Origin of the sequence: Roseburia faecis (assembly GCF_001406815.1) — a bacterium.
Lineage (GTDB): Bacteria > Bacillota > Clostridia > Lachnospirales > Lachnospiraceae > Roseburia > Roseburia faecis.
Map to the genome: position 1 here is coordinate 428,972 of NZ_CVRR01000005.1, position 18,898 is coordinate 447,869.

Here is an 18,898-nt window from a genome sequence, read left to right on the forward strand (position 1 = left end):
TTACCTTACTTTTCAAGGAACAAGAACGCAGAACGGACAGCCCATGATATAATAGAAACAAATAAAATCAGATTGGAGAAACTGCTATGGATAATTCCTTTTTACATACTAAAAGGCTCCTGTTGGTAGATGATGAACAGGAACTATTGAAAATGGTTTCAGATATATTGAAAGATGCAGGATTTGAAACTGTCCTTACCGCAATGACGGTCAAAGAAGCTATTTTGACCGCAAAAGAGGAAACTCCCGATTTAATTGTTTTGGATGTCATGCTGCCGGATGGGGATGGCTTTTCTCTGATGCAGCATTTCCGCACTTTTACCAATGTGCCGATCATTTTCTTAACAGCAAAGGACGAAGCAGCAGACAAATTATCGGGATTGGGGCTTGGTGCAGATGACTACATTTCTAAGCCCTTTATGCCGCAGGAACTGTTACTGCGTATCTATGCGGTACTGCGGCGGACCTACAAAGAGGATTCACCGCTGCTTGTTTTGGATGGATGTACGATTGATTTCAGCCGGGCCGAAGTCCATAAGGGCAGCGAAATTATCTCCCTGACAGCCAAAGAACATACTTTACTTGAAACGCTTGCCCGTAATGCTGGAAAGATTGTTACCGTAGATGCTCTTTGTGAAGCCCTCTGGGGGGATAATCCTTTTGGCTACGAAAACAGCCTCAATGCTCATGTCCGGCGCGTCCGGGAAAAGATTGAAACCGATCCATCAAAACCCGTGTCCCTAATAACCATTAAAGGATTAGGCTATAAGCTGATAGCAAGGAAGTGATGTCATGAAATCATTCGGAAGTTATATATCTAAATATCTTGTGTCGTTCGTTGCCTTTATTCTGATATTGCTTTTTCTTAATGCAGTAGTATTCGGTCTGACTTTTCAAAAGATTGTGACCGAGGATTATGGCGATTCATCCCCGCAATCCATGTTGGAAATGACTGCTACCGCCGCTACGCCGGAACAATTATCGGATGAGGCGGTGCAAATGCTCCGACAGAATCATATTTGGGCGATCTACTTGAATACAGATGGTCAATGTTATTGGTCGGTTGATTTGCCGGACAATGTGCCGAAAAATTACACAATTCAAGATGTCGCACTATTTTCAAAAGGGTATATTGAGGATTACCCGGTTTTTATTTGGAACACCGATGATGGGTTGTTGGTGCTGGGCTATCCCACAGACAGCTACACAAAACTCACCAGCAATTACTATTCCATTGCAGCACTTCAACGACTCCCCATCTTTGTGCTGGGGATGCTTGGCTTGGATGTGCTGTGCCTCTTTTCAGCCTATTACTTTTCCAAACGCAGAATCATTCACAATACCGAACCGATTGTGTCCGCTGTGGAAACTTTGGCAGACGGAAAGCCAGTTTCACTTCATATCAGCGGAGAACTATCGGAAATTGCAAGCAGTGTAAACAAAGCTTCTTCCATTTTGAATAGGCAAAATGAAGCGCGGGCGAACTGGATCAGCGGCGTTTCCCATGACATCCGCACACCTCTCTCCATGATTATGGGGTATGCGGGCCGTATTGCAGAAAGTAAAGCTGCCAGCAAGAGCATCCGTGAACAGGCGGAAATAGTACGGAAGCAAAGTGTAAAAATCAAAGAGCTGGTGCAGGATTTGAATTTAGTATCGCAGTTGGAATATGAGATGCAGCCGCTTCATAAAGAGATGGTTCGCTTATCCAAACTACTGCGATCCTATGTAGCAGACCTGTTGAATACAGGAATTTCCGATAGCTACAACATCGGAATTAAGATCACTCCTGACGCTGAAAATGCTGTGTTGGAATGTGATGCCAGATTGATTTCGCGAGCTATAAACAACCTTGTCCAGAACAGCATAAAACACAACCCACAGGGCTGTGAAGTCTGCCTTTCGCTTACAACATCGCAAAACCATCTTATCTTGGCGGTTACGGATAACGGAACGGGTCTGTCTGCTGAAAAGCTGCAAGAGCTGGAAGAAAAACCGCATTATATGGAAAGCACAGATGAACGGCTTGATTTAAGACATGGGCTTGGATTGCTGATTGTCCAACAAGTCGCCATAGCTCATAACGGCAATTTCAAACTTACTAATGTTTTCCCGAAAGGGTGTGAATCTACTTTAATATTCCCGTATATTGGATAAACAGGCAAGTACAAATCTATAAGGAAACGCCAGATGCAGAGGTGATATGCCCCTGGATCTGGCGTTTTCTTAATAAGCGCACTTCAAATCGGTATAACCTTCTTATTAACACTGACAAAAAACAGGCGCATCAAATGAAATTTTATCAAAAATATTTTCCAAGCTGCTTTAATCCACGGCGGATACTGTCTCGGACACGGCTTGGGTCTACACCTTCTACTTCGGCAATTTCATTTACCGTCATTTCCAGATAGTATCGGGCATAAATTCGCTTTGCCTGTTTCTCCGGCAGCTTCACCACAGCGGCATAGACCTGCTCCTGAAACTGTTTTTCCTCCAGAACCATCTCCGAAAAAATGGCAACAAAAAACGCCAGATTTCCGTGAGGGAAAACTGGCACGCCAAGAACAGCCATTATTATACTGAATTACATGGAACGATAATGCCGATATAATTTCCACCATCAGGAAGTGTAATTGTGTCACTATAAGTTCCGGTTGTTTCAATCAAAGTGACTGCTTCATCAGATCCAGAAATCCAGAATACTTTTGCAGTACCTTCCATAATCTCCAAGGTGCAATCAATGGACAGCTCCTTACCGGCTTCTCTCTTTATGGAAGTTCCTCCGAACAAATACTCTGTACCTGAAAAGTTCGCATAATCAGCCGTATAAGTCCCTGTATAATCATCAATTCCTTTTTCTTTTTCCCCTTGCAGTGACGATTTCCCTGTCAGTTCTATGGAGCCCGCAGACTGAACAATGTTATTGTAATGATTGAGAATTTCATCTTTTGAACAGCCAGCAAGCATAAAACTTCCCACAAGGACGAATGTTAATGCTAAAACTATTTTCTTCATAAAATCATCACCAGCCTTTCTTTGGAGCTACCTTTTTGGCCTTTTTCTTTGTTTGGGTTGCTTCTCGTTCTTTCATGCACAAAATCAAGATGGCAGAAATAACGACAGCAAGCGCAAGACTGCAAGAACAGGTTCCAATATTCCAGTTGACTGCGGTATCATAGCTACGGTAGCCTACCATTCCGAGACTTGCGGTAATCGGATAAAGGTTTGCTAATGTCATATTTCCTGCGGCAAACATCCCTCCATATCCATAGACAAAAGCAATGATTACACCGACTAAAAAGCTGCCTGCCCTCCGACAAGTAAGAGCGATAATCGGCAGAACCGCAAGATATAAAAAGAAATTAACCGCAGTAATCTGCAAGGCTGCTTTTAGAGCTAAGGAAATCTCAAAGCCGGGAAATCCCACAATCATTTCTGCTATGATTGTAAACAGACTGCATATCAGCCCGAAAATAATAGACAATACGCCGCACACAATCAATTTTCCGGTCAACAGTTTCTTAAAAGAGATCGGCACAGTCAGAATATTTTTCAATGTGTCATCCGTCTGCTCACGAGAAATCATATATCCAGCAATTAGGCTGATACACATCGGAAAAATCATGGACATATTGTTTTTGATGACCTGTTCTGTAAGATAGGCGAAATCCCAAACGGAACCATCATTCGCCATAGAGGTAAACAATGTCAGCAGGACAGATAGGAGCATGAGTGCAACGCCCGCCCAAAGGATATGATACCTTTTCAATTTATAAAATTCTGTTTTTACAATGCAAGCCATGCTTATTCCCCCCTCTGCTTATATAATCTGTCAATCAGTAAGAACGAAACCAATGCCATGATCCCAAGAATGAATACAACTTGAAATGTTGAAGGAATTAGCCCTGTCATTTGCTCCAAGTCCATTTTTATTCCATGAGCCGCCATATCTCCTGCACTCCAAAATGTAGTCAGTGGCGTGGGCAGAAGCCATAACATGGTTTTAGGCAGCGTGTCAAACAATGCCGTAGCACTCATGTTCAGAACACTGTAAAAGACACACAGCAAAATGGAAAAAACGTAGGTCTTACTGAAAAAGACAACAAGAACGATCAACGGGAGTGTTCCTGCCGTAATGAAAATTCCTGTTTCAACCGCTAAAAACAATTTATAGCCTATTCCATAAACTTCCAATGTTCCAAATCCGCAAAGAATTGTTGCAATGGTAGAAGCCACACAAAAAACAATTCCAAAGAGAAACAGGACAATAATTTTTGCAAGCACCATTTGCGTGCTGGTTACGGGAATTGTACGCAGATTTTTGAATGTGTCGTTGTCGCGTTCCATAAAAAACAGGGTGGCGGCAATCACACCGATAATGCAGGGCAGTAAAAACTGGATACCATATCCCAACACCATGTTAAATAGTCCGTCGAAAGCATCTGCCTGATCCGTATATCGCTCCATCATAGAGGGCGTTGTCATCAAATAAGTCAGCGGGATTGGAAACAGGAAAGCAGCCAGAATAATCAGCGGAATAAATTTCTTCCGTTTCAATTTCAAAAATTCGCATTTGATTAGTTTAAGCAATTCCTTCGCCCCCTGTCACACGCTTGAAGTAATCTTCAAGACTTTCTTCACAAGTATGCACCTCCGATACCTCCAATCCGTTTTCTACAAAGGCAGTTACAATTTTCCCCACAGGCAGATCCAGGTTGTGCAGGCGCAGATTGTGGTCGTCCTGTATGGAGAAATGGTTTTCATGGAAATTGCGTTCCAAAATTCTTGCCGCCTGTGCAGTATCAGAGAGCGTAAAACGGATATGCTTACTGCTTTTTTGCTCCAGCTCAGCAAGGCTTTCTTCTTCCAGCAACGCGCCGTGGTCGATAATTCCAATATCGTCAGCCAGCAAGGAAATCTCCGAAAGAATGTGACTGGAAATCAAAATTGTTTTTCCTCTTGCGTCGCAAAGCTCCCGAATAAAGGAGCGTACTTCTGCAATACCGATGGGATCGAGACCGTTGATCGGCTCATCCAAAATCAAAAGCTCCGGATCGTGCATAACGGCAAGGGCGATGGCAAGCCGCTGCTTCATACCAAGAGAATACTGTGAAAAGAGCTTTTTATCTTTGTAGGGCAGTCCTACCAGATCCAGAGCGTCTTTGATGGCATGATTGTTTGGTACGCCCCGCAGGGTAGCAAAGATACGCAGGTTCTCTGTGCCGGTCAGGTTGGGATAAAAACCGGGGGACTCGATCAGACTGCCAATACGGGGCAGCAACTTCTTTTCATTCCCCTGTAAAGACTTTCCCCAGATTTTGACCTCACCGGAAGTAGGCTTCGTTAAGCCCAACAGCATTTTCATAGTTGTGGTTTTTCCGGCTCCGTTTCTACCCAACAGACCATAAATTCTCCCACGCTTGACATGGATATTTAAGTCAGCCACACTTTTTTGTGAGCCGTATTGCTTCGTCAGATTTTTTGTTTCAATGATATAATTTGTATCCATATTCAAAACCTCCTGTTCTGTAAGGTATTCTATCATGCCGACCTTGCATTAACCTTGCCGCAACCTTGCATTAACCTTGCAATTTGAAATCCAGTAAAATAACAAAGGCTCCCGCCATAAAGACGAGAACCCGCTTAACTCTCCAAAGGAAAAAGCAACATAAATTCAGTTCCTTTTCCCGGCAAACTTTCAACTGTTATACTCCCACCCATCTTTTCTACAAGCTGATGGACAATAGAAAGACCAAGTCCGCTGCCTTTTTCAGACCGTCCTTTGTCACACTTATAGAGCCGTTCAAAAATGTGTTTCAAATCTTCCTTCTCAATTCCCACTCCATTATCCGCCAGCAACAGCTCCATGCTGTTTTCCTTCTTCGATAGGGAAATTTTAATTTTGTCTGCATGGCTATGAGCGATTACATTTTGAATAAGGTTATTGATGATCCTCATATAGCTATCCATATCTAATCTTACCCGGACAGGCTGTTCGGGAATATCGATGTCATACTCAACCTGTTTATCCTCAAAAATCAGTATCCAGTCAATGAGGATATTTCTTGTCAGCTCTGCGGCCTCAACGCTCTGGATCTCCAAAGCAAACTCGTTTGAATTTAACTTGAACCAGTCAAAGAGTACATCAATATATTCTTTCAGATCATGGGCTTTCCGGCGGGCGGTTTCAATATAACCATCCCGGTCTTTTCCTGTGACCAGTCCTTTGTGTGCAGCGTCAAGATACCCAATCAGAGTAGTAAGGGGCGTTCGCACGTCATGGGAAAGGCTCGTCATAAGTTGGCGGTTGGTTTCTTCTGTCTGCCGTACAGTTGAAAGTCTGCTTTCATAGGCCACAACGATCTCGTTGATTTCATAGGCAAGAGGTGCTGTCAGTTCATTTGTTGCAGATAGAATACGCCGGTTGCCATTTCCGTTTTTCACATCAACCAGCACATCGGTCATTTCTGCTATTTGTTTTTTTACACGCCGAACGAGAACGATGGAAGTCAATACAGCCCCAACAGCAATCACAATGGACAAGAATACAATGATTTCCATACTGACTACACCTCCTTATTAAACCGGTAGCCAATCCCTTTGACCGTTTGTATATACTTTGGGCTTGAAGGATTGACTTCTAATTTTTTACGAAGCCGACTGATAATCGCCATAATGTTACTGTCATCATAGAAATATTCTTCGCCCCATACTTCCTCATAAATCTGCTGTTTGGTCAAAATTTTCCCTTGATGTTTTGCACAGTACAGGAGCAAATCAAATTCCTTTGGGGGCAGTTCAAAAGTGCCGTTTGATGTAGTAACAGAACGATTTTCAAGGTCAATCTGCAATCCGTCAAAATTTAGCTTTTGTATGGCTCCAGCTTGCTGATTAAAACGGGTGTAGCGGCGAATAAGAGACGCAATACGGGCAATCAGTTCATCCATATCAAACGGTTTTGTAAGATAATCGTCCGCTCCGGCTCGTAAGCCCCGTACTTTAGAAATGCTGTCATTTTTAGATGTGAACATCAAAATCGGCAGACTGTTCTCTTTGCGGATTTCCTCCAGCGTTTCAAAGCCATCCATACCAGGCATCATCACATCCAGCACCACAAGCTGATACTCCTGCTCTCTTAATTTTTGTAAGCCCTCTTTTCCGGTATTACAAAAATCAGCTTCTATGTTTTCTGCTTGTACGCTACGTTTAATCAAAGCGCACAGTTCTCTGTCATCATCTATAATCAGGATTTTATTCATGGTGCAACCCCTTCCCTTGTTTTGTCCTTCCGTCAATCGGCTTTTCTGCGTTCTTTGGGATCAGCCAAACACCAGCCATCTTTACAGCGCCGGGGATACGCCCAGCAGCGCAATAGTAATTTACTCTACGAGGTGTCACGCCCCATTTTTCGGCGGCCTCTTTTAGTGTCATATAATCCATTATGCACCTTCACAGAGTACATTATAGTTCTTTGTCTCGAACAATACAAGTTTATCTGTTCCAACGCAAACGTTTCTTTGTTGTATAGTTCTTCAGGTGTTTTTGCGTAGATAGCTACGAGCTTACCATTCGCGTCTTTGATTCTGGTTCTATAATATAGGACACGTTCAGCTGCCCGAATAGTCTCCATTACTTCCTCTGTCACATCTACCAAAAAGTCTGTTGTATAAACATCAGGATAAAGCTCCCGAAGGTTAATTTTCTTCATTATGTACCTCCATTTCGATTCACGGGTGATTGACGGGTGAATCGAATGGAGGCGGAGACCGACACCTGCAGACAACCGGGTCATCTCCGAAAAAATGGCAACAAAAAACGCCAGATTTCCGTGAGGGAAAACTGGCGCGCCAAGAACAGCCATTATTATACTGAATTACATGGAACGATAATGCCGATGCAATGTTATACTTGCCCGGAGGAGGAGCAATGCTTTTTTCAACTGATGTAGATCATGTGAGCTTTGAAAAAGCAAACGAGACGCGGCAAAATAACCTCCAATCGGCTACCGTGTCCCTGCAAGTCGTCATAGGTTTGTGCAAACGCAAAGAAACGGCGGCTCTGAAAATCAAAGCCGCCGTTTCAAATGGGCGTGTCAAATTGTCTGCTCTACGACGGCTTTTTTTCTTTTGCCGTCGTGCGGCAGATTAAAATATTGAATTACAATTCATTGATGGTTGCAGTAATCGGCATGTTACAGATGCGTTTTGCCGGAGCGAAAGGTGCAAGAAGAGAAGTGAACACAAGCAACACCAGTATTTCTCCAATAGATGTTAAAGGGATTTGCCATGCCGTTCCCCAATAATTTGTAATCATCTGCGAATAGAGAAAATGATGCAGCGGTAATCCCAGACCACAACCTGCGAGGAGTCCAAGCGTAGTGTACGTGGCGGTTTCCATGAGAATCATCTTCTTGATTTGTAAACTATCCATCCCCACTGCACGCATGGCTCCGTATTGATTTGTTCTTGCAGACACGCTCATAGAAATACTGTTTACCGTATGAATAATAGTAATCAATGTGATCACGGCGAGAAATCCATAAACAAACAGGCAGAACATAAAATAGGTATTTTGTGTGTCTTTGTTTTGCGCCAGTCGATCATAAAAGCGATAATGTCCATTTGCCAATACGTGAAGCTCATTTACATTCTGCTCTGTTGCTTTTTTGGACAGCTGTACGTCAAGAACAGCATAGGCATCTTTGCCTGTAATTTCCTTGAACGTTTTCTCTGAGCAAATCACAGTTGGCTGATCCGATGTATCAAAGGGACTATCTTTCAAGACTCCAGCCACGGTAAGCTCTGTCTGCTCCAGCTGAATCGTATCTCCAACCTTTAAAGAATTGCTTTTATCAAAAACCGTCAGTACACCGTTGCCTTCAGAGACAGCCGATATATCACCTGCAATCAAATCTTCAGCTGCCCACTGAAACTGCTGATTCTCATAAGAAATCAAATCAATTTGCCCCAATTTTCCTTCATATTCTGCAGGAAGGCTTTGATACATCCGCCCAAATACCCGCTTTACATACGGCCGGCTTTCCACCTCTTTGGCAAAACTTTGTTTAATGTCGCACAGATTATCAGGACTACTATAAAAGACATCTGGTGCCCATGGCTTTAAGGGATTGAGTGCCATATTCACCCATTGTATAAGAACAGAAAAGCTCAAAATCATAATGATGCTGAGTGCAAAGGAGCCAGTCATGAGAAGTAGATTTTTGGGAGAGGATACGGCATGATGAATCCCCAAGGCCATCTCAATTTTCAAAAAGTTCTGCTTGATTGGCCGGGATGTGTTCCAATTTTCGGAAAGATTTCCGGTAACAGCCGCAACCGGAGAAACACCTGCCGCCCGCCTTGCGGGAGAGATGGAAGATAACAGCACGGTCAAAACACCAACAACAATTCCGCTGATGATACCGACACTACTAATCCCAAATAGCGGAATCTGTACAAATTCAGCGCCCGCACCAAACCGGAGCAGTGCACAAAGCATCCATGTGCCCACAATCCCAACTATCACGCCAATCGGAACCGCTGTTTTGCACCAATAGAGTGCTTCCAACTTGACTATGTGCATAACTTGTGCCCGGCTTGCTCCAATACAACGAAGCATTCCAAAAAATTGTGTTCTCTCTGCGGTTCTGCTGTTCAAGCTTCCCGCAATCATAAAGACTCCCGCAGCCAAAACCAGAACAAACAAGATTGCAGCTACAAGGTACATTCCCATGACATAAGAATCACTGCTGAAGCCCGTCAATCCCAGCAAAGCCGTGTTTTCGGATAATGTTTCGTCGGTAAAGCCATATGTTTTCCGCAACTCTGCAATCACCTTACGAATATGGATATTCTCGTAAAAGCGCACAAAACAAACGGGAGCAAGCTTACTTCCTTCTGCTTTTGCAAGACTTTGGAAGGAGTCCCAATTTAGAAAAGCCCCCACAATGTCGGCATCTGTGGTAATGGTAACATCTCCTCCAAAACCGGAAATCGTATAGCCAAAATCTCCAGCTGGTGTATGTACGGTAATCGTCTCTCCAATCTTCAGAGAAAGCAGTTCTTTTGAACGATTCGAAAGTAAAATTTCATCCTCTTTTGTAGGATATCGGCCTTCAGTCAAATTGTCATAGATCTCCGTTAGAATCGCATTATCACCACCTACGATGACGCAGCTTTTTCCATTGATCGTATAGTCTTCGGATAAATCAAAGTTCAGTCCGTCATAACGGGAGGACGTCATCACATCTGTTCGCTGTGCGATTTGCTCAATCTGTTGCTCGGATGGCTCCTTCAACATGATATGCCAGTTCCCATGTTCTTTGATCACTCGTGTCTTTTCCATTCGGATCGCCATATCTGCCATGCTGAAAATCATCGTAACCAACAGCACTGAGATAATGATGCACAGCATCGTCATCCTATTCTGTCTCTTCCGCACCTTTGCAGAAATCGGAATAAGGCTAAGATAGCTTTTCATTCGCGGCACCTCCCGAAGTCGGTCAGTACACCGTCCGATACCTGCAAAACCCGGTCAGCCGTTTGCGCGATACTGCGATTGTGGGTAATCATAATGATGGTTTGTTCGTATTTTTTCGACGCCTCTTTTAGCAAGGCAATGACCTCGCTGCTATTCTGCGTGTCCAGATTGCCGGTCGGCTCGTCAGCTAAGATCAGGGCTGGCCGGGTAATCAGTGCCCGCCCAATTGCCACACGTTGCTGCTGACCACCGGAAAGCTGGCTCGGCAGGTGATTTCGGCGCTCTTTCAGATTCAGCACCGCCAGTAGTTCTTCCAGATACTTTTTGTCCGGCTTCTGGTAGTCCAGCAACACAGGGAATATGATATTCTGCTCCACGGTCAGCTCCGGCACAAGGTTGAACGCCTGAAAGACAAAGCCGATATTCCTACGCCGAAACACGGTCAACTTCTTGTCGTTCATGGAAAAAATGTCCTTGCCGTCGATCAGCACCTTGCCTGACGTAGGCGTGTCCAATGCGCCAATCATGTTCAGCAGTGTACTTTTGCCGGAACCGGATTCTCCGACGATTGCCACATACTCGCCTTTGGGAACAGAAAAGCTAACATCTTTCAAAGCCTTGACCGCGGTTTCCCCATTGCCATAGGTTTTACAAATATTTTTGACTTCTAACAAGTTCATAGTGCAAACACCTCTTTCTCAATAATTTTGCTGTCGTAAACGGGTGGACTTTCGTTCCCTGTCTACGATGGAAAGAATAGCACCCCAATATTACTGTAACCCTACAACCAGCCTACAATTTTGTAGGAATTGGGAAATTCATTATAAAACTCGTTCCAATTCCTAATTCACTTTCCACTTCTATTAGACCCCCATGAGCTTCGATAATTGCTTTTGCCAACGGCAGGCCAAGCCCGATCCCCTGTGTATCCTTTGAAAAGCGGCTGCGATAAAACCTCTTGAAGATGTGGTGTAAATCTTCTGGATGAATCCCGCACCCGTTATCCTTTACTGTGATTTGAACAGCAGAGGGCAGTGCCTTCCATTTGATGTGAATGGTATCGCCCTTTTCTGTATGGTCCAGCGCATTTTTCACAATGTTGCCAATCGCTTCACTCAACCAATCACGGTCACAGAAAAGGGAAATATCATCTGCACCAGATAAGACGATCTCTTTCTGTTCCTGCTTGGCACGATACGCAAAGTGTAACTCCAAATCCTGCATCATATCCGCTACATTTTGTATTTCCTTTTCAAATGCAATAGAACCAGCATCCAACTTTGTGATTTTAAGAAGGCTTTGCACCAGAACTTCAATACGGTCAAGCTCCTGCTCGGACAGATCAGCAAATTCTTTCACGGAGGACACTTCTATATCCTCGTCTTGAAGGAGTCCGTTATAAATATTGAGTGCTGCCAGCGGTGTTTTCAGTTGGTGTGAAATGTCGGAGATTGTATTTTTCAAAAACTCTTTCTCTCGTAACTCGTTATCTGCATGGGCATTTAACACTGCCGCTAAAGAATTGATGGAATGAAACAGTCGGTACAATTCGCCCTCATTGTCACATTCAATACGGGCATTGCGATCACCATCAAGATACGCATTGATTTGTAATATCGCCTGCTCCATGATCTGATTTTGCCGATTAAAATATACAAAGCAGACTGCCCATACAGCACCGCCAGCCAATAGAAAAAGGATTAGCAATAACAGAGAAAGCCGGCAATATGACAGCCATAGAAAAAACTCGGCTAAGAGAAATGTAACCCCCAAAACTAGTGAAAGCGAAAGAAATAGATTTTTGATTTCTTTATTTGCCAGTATCTTCATTCTGCACCTCACCCGATAATATTCCATTTATATCCCATACCTCGAACAGTCAGGAGCATTTGTGGTTCACTTGGATTATCCTCGATCTTCATACGAAGCCGACGCATATAGACCGTAAGGGTACTACTGTCTATATAATTCCCGTCGCAATCCCATAGCTTATCTAAAATTTGTCCCTTTGTCAGCACCATGCTTGGGTTTCTCATAAACAAGCACAGTAGCTTGTATTCCGCGGCAGTCAAATCCAACAGCTCCCCATTTTTGAAAACCTGTCCTTGCAGCAAAAGAACTTTGATGCCATTCGACTGCAATTCTGTGTCTGCCGCTTGAAAAGAATTTGCACGTCGAAGTAAGGCGTTAATCCTTGAAACGAGAACCCCCAGTTTGAACGGTTTTGTGATATAGTCATCACCTCCAATATCCAGCCCCATAATAATACTTGTTTCCTCATCCGAAGCCGTCAGAAAAATAATTGGCACCTTTGATGTAAGTCGAACTCTTTTGCAAAATTCAAAGCCAGACCCATCTGGCAGAGATACGTCCAACACCAACAAATCATATTTTCCGTCTGTCCACAATTCCTCCGCTTCTTTGAGCGTTCTGGCGATATTTAATTCAAATCCCTGCTTTTTGAAAGCAAAAGAAAGCCCGTTAATCAGGCTTAGATCATCTTCAAGAAGTAATATATTACTCATACTTTTCTGCCTTTCCTTGTTTTGTACGACCATCAATCGGCTTTTCCGCATCCTTTGGAATTAGCCAGATAGTTGCCATCTTCACAGCGCCGGGGATACGCCCAGCAGCGCAATAGTAATTTACTCTACGAGGTGTCACGCCCCATTTTTCGGCGGCCTCTTTTAGTGTCATATAATCCATTCTGCACCTCCACAGAGTACATTATAGTTCTTTGTCTCGAACAATACAAGTTTATCACCAATTGTAGCTCTATAAAATCGGCATAATCATACTGATTGTTAGGCATAATAAGGTCATTCCATCATATAAACCGGAACGATACAATATTATTGAGGTGAACGATTATGCCGATTGATGATTTGACTGCTTTGGGGCAAAAAATGCGGGAAGCCCGAAAGAATAAAGAACTGACAGAGTTGTCCGAGAAATTTGAAACAAATTGAGCCAGTGAGAGAATCGTTAAAATTCACTCACTGGCTCTTTTCATTTTAAGAGAGCTAGTTCGTCTAACACTATATGTATCATCAAATGAAAATTTATCTGTTTTATAATTTCTTCACGAAACATTATTTCCAACTGAATAAGAAATATTTTTTACTTATTTCCATATTACACTTTGCCTTCGTTCAAATAACCCAGGCTTGTTCAAAAAACCTGATGGATATGCACTGACAAAATCATTATCTTTTTTTCCTAACCACATGAACAATTATAGCAATCACAACAATTGCGGCAACCATGCCAATTAGGGGGAGCCATGTGTCTACGATACTTTGAAACACAGCCTCCCATTTTACATTTTCAGGTAACATGATTTACACCTCCAATTTCTTTTGCTCTGTAACAATGCGTTTACAAGATAGATAGGTTGCAAGGAAATAACTCCCGTAAACAATGAGGAAAAGAATAATGGTCAATCCGATATTTGTTGAAATATGGATATTCATAAATTCCTCAACGACAGTCATTGCTTTGCCGATTAAGAAAGCCGAGTATATTCCGGCAACAGTCAACGGAATTGCAAAAAACACAACCGTCTGCGTAAAAAGTGTGCGGTTAATTTGCTTGCGCTTGGCTCCCAACTTTTGCAGCAATCCATATCGGTAAATATTGTCCGTCGTTTCTGTGAGCTGTTTTAGTGCCAAAAGAGCAGCACAGATCAGCAAAAAGATTAAGCCGATATAACAACAAAGGAAACTCACCAAAGCATTGAGTCCGTAGAACATTTCATACATCATGTTCTTTTCTGCGTACCGATAACCATGCGCTTCGTCCAATCCAATAGGGATCATCTTTTGCAGGATTTCATTAGAATCCGCATCCGGCTTATATTGTACCAAAAGCACATTAATGTCTTTTTCGAGGCCAGCCACTACATGATCCGGGACAATGATTGTTCCGCGATCATTGTTTCCAACAGAAGTCATAAAATATGTTTCTTGCAAAACTTCATCGGATGCACGCAGTAAGGTTGTTCCGCCTATTGTAATTTCCGAATGTTTTTGTAAGGCCGCAGAAACATATTGATATGTCCCAGTGTAATTACAATTTAACAAGTATTGGTCATCGTTCAGTGTGATTGGCTCTTTGCCCTGCATAGCCAAAGCACGATTGAAGTCCGAAACGGAAATTATGGCAACTTTGCTATTGGAAACTTCCTCATCAATAGGCCACAGCTCGACATTCTGACCTTCAAATAGCTCTGAATAGGTCATATCGGCCTCATAAATGCTGATTTGCTCCATGTTTTCGGCGTAATCACGCATTGCAACATCATGTGTGGCAAGATACTCGGAAATGTTGCAGTCTCCATCAGTGGAAACATTGGAAAGTACATTCAAATCATAGGGGGTTGCAGCTTTTGATAATTCATTCATTGCAAGAGCTGTGCTTGCCCCAATAGATACAGCACAGATGGTAATGGTCAGCAGGCCACAAACAATCGTCACCACAAGATAATTCGTGCGAATTTTACTTCCGATTTGGCGTACAAGGAATGTGTTCAAACCTTTCAGATAAAACCCTTTACCAGCTCTTACCACTTGGATGAAAACAGTGGATAATGAGTTGAACAACAGAAAGGTTCCAACAACCAAAGCTGCTCCCGCAATTTGAAAAGACATATTTTCACGAGATGGCAGTATTCCGTTTTTGTTGAACAGCACAGCGGAAATCCCTATGCAGATCAGGGAAAGCACAAACAGACAAAGCGGCAAAACACGATTTTCTACTTTTATGCTTTCGTTTTTTCTGCTGGCCGTCAATAAGTCAATCAATTTGACATTGGTTACAGACCACACATTGAAAAGCATTACGATAAAGAAGATGATCGCAAAACAAAGCACTGTCTGTCGAAATGCTCCAGCAGAAAATACGATTTGAAATTTATCCAATTCAATCGCAAAGAGTTTTAATGCAACCAAAGAAAGTCCTTGCGAAAAGAGCAACCCAAGAACCAAACCTGAAACCAAAGCAATGACACCAACACAAAGAGTTTCACCGGCAAACAGCCTGGAAATGCGTCTTTTTTTCATGCCGAGCACCATATATACGCCCAATTCTTTTTTGCGGCGTTTCAAAAGAAACTGGTTGGCATAGATAATCAGAAAAGCCAATACTACCGCAATGACAATAGAAAGCGCCGACAACAGTATGCCGAGTTGGTCGTATAAAAGCGAACCGGTTATTCCCATATCGGAAAAAGCTGGCTGATCGGAAATTGAGTTGAAGGCATAAAACAGACTGACCGAAAGCGTCAGTGTAAGGAAATAAATCAGATAGTCCCGGATGTTCTTATGAACATTTCGGAAGATCAGCTTAAATGAGGTCATTTTGCTCACCTCCCAAGACGGAAACCACTTCCAGAATCTTTGCAAAAAAGTCTTTGCGTGTGTCCGTCCCTCGGTGCAGCTCATTGAACACCTGCCCGTCTTTGATAAACAAAATGCGATGGCAATAGCTGGCGGAAAAAGCATCATGCGTTACCATTAGGATTGTTGCCGCAAGCTGTTCGTTCAATTCCGTCAGCATCGTCAACAGCATCCGCGAGGAATTGGAATCAAGAGCGCCGGTCGGTTCATCAGCCAACACCATTGCGGGATTGGTTACCATTGCTCTTGCAGCGGCTACCCGCTGCTGTTGGCCACCGGACATCTGATAGGGATATTTGTTCAATACTTCCTGAATGTTCAGCGCCTTTGCAATCTGCGGGACACGTTTTTGAATCTCACTGGGTTTGGTTCCTGCGATAGACAAGGCCAGCGAGATATTTTCGTAGGCTGTCAGAGTATCCAGCAGATTGAAGTCCTGAAAGATAAAGCCCAGCTTTTTTCCGCGAAAGTCTGCAAGCTGTGATCCGTGAAGCGTCGTAATGTCCTTTCCCTCCACATAAATATGGCCGCTGGTAACGGTATCAATCGTAGAAATGCAGTTCAGCAAAGTGGTTTTCCCGGAGCCGGAAGAACCCATAATACCGAGAAACTCACCTTTACGCACAGAGAAAGAAATATGATCGACGGCTTTTGTCAGGTTGCCCTTGTTACCGTAAAATTTTTGGATGTCATCCACCCGTAAAATTGTGTCGTCCATTGATTATGAGACTCCTTTCTCAAAAGCATTTTGCTTTTGTATTTTTACTCTACCATAGGGGCTTCTCCTGTGCCATTAAGTTAGATTACATTTACCTTACCAGAATGTAAGGTTGAAAAAAGCGAGGTTTTACAGCCCCGCCTCTTTCAAATAGCTCTCCGTAGGAAATACCATAGTTACGGTAGTCCCTTGTCCGGGATCACTGGAAACGGAAAGCACAATATTCATTTTTTTACACAGCTTTTGGCTCAAATACAGCCCAATCCCGGTTGACTTGGAATAGCGGCGTCCGTTTTCTCCAGTGAAGCCTTTGTCAAACACGCGTGGTAAATCCGCAGCAGAAATTCCAATTCCATTATCTGAAATAAAAAGAGATATATTATTTTTATCTGTTTTGGTAGAAAACTCAATTTGCAAATTGTCTTTACGATATTTGATCGCGTTGGATATGATTTGTCCGATTACAAATGTGCAACTCTTGCTATCGGCAACAATAGGAATGTCCAGATCATTCAGCACTGGTTTTCCGCCTGCTTGGATCAGAGGTTTGGAATATGTCTTTAACGCAGCATGAACTAAAGATTGCAGTGTGGTTTTTTCCACCTTGAAATCCTTTTCCACATCCGTACTGCGGGCATAGTATAGCACCTGTTCCACATAGGTATCAATTTTGCGGAGTTCATCGTCGATGCGTAGCGTAGTGGGATTTTTTTCGTTTTCTATCATCAGGCGTGCAGAGGTAATAGGGGTCTTGATCTCGTGTATCCATGAATCAATGTACTCCCGGTATTCCCGACTTGCTTGTTTTGCATTGGAAATCTGATCGTTCTGGTATTTATTGCAGCGCCGCAAAATATCCACTAAAATCTGACCTTCCAAAAAATGAGGCTGTGTCAATAGTTCACCCAAAAGCGACTTTTCTTCCATCTGTTCCATCATTTTCAGAAGTAGATTATAATAACTTCGTTTGCGGAAAAAATCATATACCAAAGCGGAAATATACGCTGCCATAAGGATCGTTTCGGCAAACAGAATAAAAGTAGCAGGGGTTTCAATTAGCCAAAGCAGGCCAAACAGTAGGAGTGCCGACACCAGCATACATATCAATGAAAAAATTCGATCTAAAAGATACTCGGATAATCTCATACGCAATACCCCAATCCACGCTTCGTTTCCAAATAGTCAGGCAAACCGATCTCTGCCAGCGTTTTCCGCAAACGAACGATATTCACATTCAAGGTGTTTTCGTCTATAAATTGCTCACTCTGCCAGAGTTCATCAATAATGGCATCACGAGGAATGATATTTCCCTTGTTTACCATGAGCAGACGCAAAATCCCCATTTCATTTTTAGTAAGAGATTTTCTCTGTCCTTGGTAACTGATTTCTGCTTTGAGCAGGTTTAGAGTTAAGCCTTTGTGTGTCAAAACCACATTGTCCTGTATTTCATAAGTTCGTGCCAGAAGTTTTTGTATGCGTGCCAAAAGAACCTGTGCATTGTAGGGCTTTGAAATATAATCATCGGCACCGATGTTCAAACTCATTAGTTCGTCAAAATCGCTGTTTCTGCTGGTAAGCACAATGATTGGAAGATTGGATTTCTGCCGGATTTCTCTGCACACCTGAAAGCCGTCCTGATACGGCAAATTGATGTCCAAAAGAATCAAGTCAGCCCCAGACGAAAGGGCGGTTTCTGCGATATGCTGAAAATCGCTACTACTGGCACATTGGTATCCGTATTTTTCAAAAAGTTGGGTAAGTTCCTCACGGATTGCTGGTTCATCTTCTATGATAAAAATTTTCATTTTGTTGCCTCCCTTGCGTTGTTCTCATATCCCACGGCTTCTCCGCAATTTTAGGGAGCAGCCAAACCCCGGCCATTTTCACAGCGCCGGGGATACGCCCAGCAGCGCAATAGTAATTTACTCTACGAGGTGTCACGCCCCATTTTTCGGCGGCCTCTTTTAGTGTCATATAATCCATTATGCACCTCCACAGAGTACATTATAGTTCTTTGTCTCGAACAATACAAGTTTATCTGTTCCAACGCAAACGTTTCTTTGTTGTATAGTTCTTCAGGTGTTTTTGCGTAGATAGCTACGAGCTTACCATTCGCGTCTTTGATTCTGGTCCTATAATATAGGACACCTCTTTTCATAACTGTGCCATATGTACTGATGAAGGAGCTTCCTGTATACTTTAAAAAGTAAAAGGAATTGACCAAAAAGAATACCTCAAGTAAATTTAGATTATTACTGACCTGCCAGTTGGTAAAATCTAAAAACACAAGAGGTATTCAAGATGA

The 18,898-nt window shown here is 42.9% G+C and carries 21 protein-coding genes and 4 pseudogenes; 4 read left to right on the top strand and 21 right to left on the bottom strand.

Annotation, left to right across the window (positions count from 1 at the left end; translation table 11 throughout):
- Positions 1-86: 86 nt before the first annotated feature.
- Together M72_RS02975 and M72_RS02980 are read left to right on the top strand one after the other, a co-directional pair.
- Complete coding sequence (locus M72_RS02975; RefSeq protein WP_015515120.1) at positions 87-788, top strand: response regulator transcription factor; 702 nt, start codon at positions 87-89, stop codon at positions 786-788.
- Between the two features lie 4 nt (positions 789-792).
- Complete coding sequence (locus M72_RS02980) at positions 793-2,157, top strand: sensor histidine kinase (protein ID WP_055067100.1); 1,365 nt, start codon at positions 793-795, stop codon at positions 2,155-2,157.
- Positions 2,158-2,302: 145 nt separating this feature from the next.
- Here M72_RS02980 and M72_RS02985 read toward each other — a convergent pair.
- The 9 genes and pseudogenes from M72_RS02985 to M72_RS18020 all read right to left on the bottom strand — a co-directional run.
- Positions 2,303-2,506 (bottom strand): annotated as a pseudogene (locus M72_RS02985) (sigma factor-like helix-turn-helix DNA-binding protein); the annotation flags it as partial.
- A gap of 68 nt (positions 2,507-2,574) precedes the next feature.
- A complete protein-coding gene (locus M72_RS02990) occupies positions 2,575-3,015 on the bottom strand; it encodes a hypothetical protein (protein ID WP_055067101.1) in 441 nt (146 codons plus the stop codon).
- Between the two features lie 7 nt (positions 3,016-3,022).
- Positions 3,023-3,802: an ABC transporter permease gene (locus tag M72_RS02995; RefSeq protein WP_055067102.1), complete on the bottom strand. Its 780-nt coding sequence runs from the start codon at positions 3,800-3,802 to the stop codon at positions 3,023-3,025.
- 2 nt (positions 3,803-3,804) lie between these two features.
- Entirely contained in the window at positions 3,805-4,590 is a 786-nt protein-coding gene (locus M72_RS03000) for an ABC transporter permease (protein ID WP_055067103.1), read from the bottom strand.
- Positions 4,583-5,509, bottom strand: a complete 927-nt coding sequence (locus M72_RS03005) for an ABC transporter ATP-binding protein (protein ID WP_044926981.1) — start codon at positions 5,507-5,509, stop codon at positions 4,583-4,585. The genes M72_RS03000 and M72_RS03005 overlap by 8 nt, the downstream gene beginning before the upstream one ends.
- 134 nt (positions 5,510-5,643) lie before the next feature.
- Positions 5,644-6,561 (bottom strand): sensor histidine kinase, encoded by a 918-nt coding sequence (locus tag M72_RS03010; RefSeq protein WP_055067104.1) that lies wholly within the window; start codon positions 6,559-6,561, stop codon positions 5,644-5,646.
- A gap of 5 nt (positions 6,562-6,566) precedes the next feature.
- Positions 6,567-7,259: a response regulator transcription factor gene (locus tag M72_RS03015; protein ID WP_008705950.1), complete on the bottom strand. Its 693-nt coding sequence runs from the start codon at positions 7,257-7,259 to the stop codon at positions 6,567-6,569.
- Entirely contained in the window at positions 7,252-7,440 is a 189-nt protein-coding gene (locus M72_RS16210) for a helix-turn-helix domain-containing protein (RefSeq protein WP_002596317.1), read from the bottom strand. The genes M72_RS03015 and M72_RS16210 overlap by 8 nt, the downstream gene beginning before the upstream one ends.
- Positions 7,441-7,603: 163 nt before the next feature.
- A pseudogene (locus tag M72_RS18020) lies at positions 7,604-7,861 on the bottom strand (sigma-70 family RNA polymerase sigma factor); the annotation flags it as partial.
- Between the two features lie 65 nt (positions 7,862-7,926).
- Here M72_RS18020 and M72_RS03025 point away from each other — a divergent pair.
- Positions 7,927-8,148 (top strand): hypothetical protein, encoded by a 222-nt coding sequence (locus M72_RS03025; RefSeq protein WP_055067106.1) that lies wholly within the window; start codon positions 7,927-7,929, stop codon positions 8,146-8,148.
- A 9-nt stretch (positions 8,149-8,157) separates the two neighbouring features.
- Here M72_RS03025 and M72_RS03030 read toward each other — a convergent pair whose 3' ends face one another.
- The 5 genes from M72_RS03030 to M72_RS03050 all read right to left on the bottom strand — a co-directional run bounded on the left by M72_RS03030 (position 8,158) and on the right by M72_RS03050 (position 13,185).
- The gene (locus tag M72_RS03030; RefSeq protein WP_176694758.1) at positions 8,158-10,419 is read right to left on the bottom strand and encodes an ABC transporter permease; all 2,262 of its coding nucleotides are present in this window, start codon (positions 10,417-10,419) and stop codon (positions 8,158-8,160) included.
- 56 nt (positions 10,420-10,475) lie between these two features.
- Positions 10,476-11,159 (bottom strand): ABC transporter ATP-binding protein, encoded by a 684-nt coding sequence (locus M72_RS03035; protein WP_055067108.1) that lies wholly within the window; start codon positions 11,157-11,159, stop codon positions 10,476-10,478.
- 112 nt (positions 11,160-11,271) lie between these two features.
- On the bottom strand, positions 11,272-12,309 hold the full coding sequence (locus M72_RS03040) for a sensor histidine kinase (RefSeq protein ID WP_055067109.1): 1,038 nt from the start codon (positions 12,307-12,309) through the stop codon (positions 11,272-11,274).
- Positions 12,310-12,317: 8 nt separating this feature from the next.
- Entirely contained in the window at positions 12,318-13,004 is a 687-nt protein-coding gene (locus tag M72_RS03045; protein ID WP_008705965.1) for a response regulator transcription factor, read from the bottom strand.
- A complete protein-coding gene (locus M72_RS03050) occupies positions 12,997-13,185 on the bottom strand; it encodes a helix-turn-helix domain-containing protein (RefSeq protein ID WP_014080203.1) in 189 nt (62 codons plus the stop codon). The genes M72_RS03045 and M72_RS03050 overlap by 8 nt, the downstream gene beginning before the upstream one ends.
- A 164-nt stretch (positions 13,186-13,349) precedes the next feature.
- On the opposite strand from M72_RS03050, the pseudogene M72_RS16700 reads away from it, so the two are divergent.
- Positions 13,350-13,421 (top strand): annotated as a pseudogene (locus tag M72_RS16700) (XRE family transcriptional regulator); the annotation flags it as partial.
- A gap of 264 nt (positions 13,422-13,685) precedes the next feature.
- Here the strand turns inward: M72_RS16700 and M72_RS17485 are convergent.
- From M72_RS17485 to M72_RS18025, 7 genes and pseudogenes are all read right to left on the bottom strand, one after another.
- Positions 13,686-13,817 carry a hypothetical protein gene (locus tag M72_RS17485; RefSeq protein WP_261291775.1) on the bottom strand — a complete coding sequence of 44 codons (132 nt, stop codon included), beginning with the start codon at positions 13,815-13,817 and terminating at the stop codon, positions 13,686-13,688.
- 3 nt (positions 13,818-13,820) lie between these two features.
- Positions 13,821-15,836 (bottom strand): FtsX-like permease family protein, encoded by a 2,016-nt coding sequence (locus tag M72_RS03055; protein WP_055067110.1) that lies wholly within the window; start codon positions 15,834-15,836, stop codon positions 13,821-13,823.
- Positions 15,823-16,593, bottom strand: a complete 771-nt coding sequence (locus M72_RS03060) for an ABC transporter ATP-binding protein (protein ID WP_055067111.1) — start codon at positions 16,591-16,593, stop codon at positions 15,823-15,825. The genes M72_RS03055 and M72_RS03060 overlap by 14 nt, the downstream gene beginning before the upstream one ends.
- A gap of 129 nt (positions 16,594-16,722) precedes the next feature.
- Entirely contained in the window at positions 16,723-17,739 is a 1,017-nt protein-coding gene (locus M72_RS03065; RefSeq protein ID WP_055067112.1) for a sensor histidine kinase, read from the bottom strand.
- Positions 17,736-18,398, bottom strand: coding sequence for a response regulator transcription factor (locus tag M72_RS03070; RefSeq protein WP_055067113.1), 663 nt, complete (start codon positions 18,396-18,398; stop codon positions 17,736-17,738). Before M72_RS03070 ends, M72_RS03065 begins: the two co-directional genes overlap by 4 nt.
- Positions 18,373-18,576 carry a helix-turn-helix domain-containing protein gene (locus M72_RS03075; RefSeq protein ID WP_055067114.1) on the bottom strand — a complete coding sequence of 68 codons (204 nt, stop codon included), beginning with the start codon at positions 18,574-18,576 and terminating at the stop codon, positions 18,373-18,375. Before M72_RS03075 ends, M72_RS03070 begins: the two co-directional genes overlap by 26 nt.
- 52 nt (positions 18,577-18,628) lie before the next feature.
- Positions 18,629-18,751: pseudogene (locus M72_RS18025) on the bottom strand (tyrosine-type recombinase/integrase); the annotation flags it as partial.
- Positions 18,752-18,898 lie beyond the last annotated feature (147 nt).